Annotated in this window: 1 protein-coding gene; it reads left to right on the forward strand. The window is 55.5% G+C overall.

What is annotated here, in order from left to right; translation table 11 throughout:
• Nucleotides 1-67 precede the first annotated feature (67 nt).
• Nucleotides 68-326: hypothetical protein (locus tag AB9F29_RS21685; RefSeq protein WP_369757221.1), on the forward strand; the 259-nt coding region annotated here is incomplete at its 3' end.

A 326-nucleotide genomic window follows, 5' to 3' on the forward strand; every position in this document is an offset into this window, starting at 1 on the left:
CTTCCGATCCGAATGAGGGAGCTTAGTTCTGTTTAATTTACAAAAAGGCCTAGAGGGAAATATGGGCTTGGGGCCTGATAGCCCCCTCCCAGAAACGCGTTCCGTGCGCAGAGTTGCGCTCATGGGGCGGGATTATCCCGGTGTGTCGTTTGACCTTTGTGTGGCCGAAAATGATCAGGTCGGCGCGGGGCAGACCCTCTGTACCGACAGTCGCCATCCGGAAATTTGTTTTGTTGCCACAGTGGCAGGCCATGTGAGCCAAATAAAACGGGGACGACGGCGCAGTTTGGACACGTTGGAAATCACGGGCCAAGGTGACGCCGAAC

The sequence above is a fragment of the Falsihalocynthiibacter sp. S25ZX9 genome (assembly GCF_041205405.1).
Lineage (GTDB): Bacteria > Pseudomonadota > Alphaproteobacteria > Rhodobacterales > Rhodobacteraceae > Falsihalocynthiibacter > Falsihalocynthiibacter arcticus.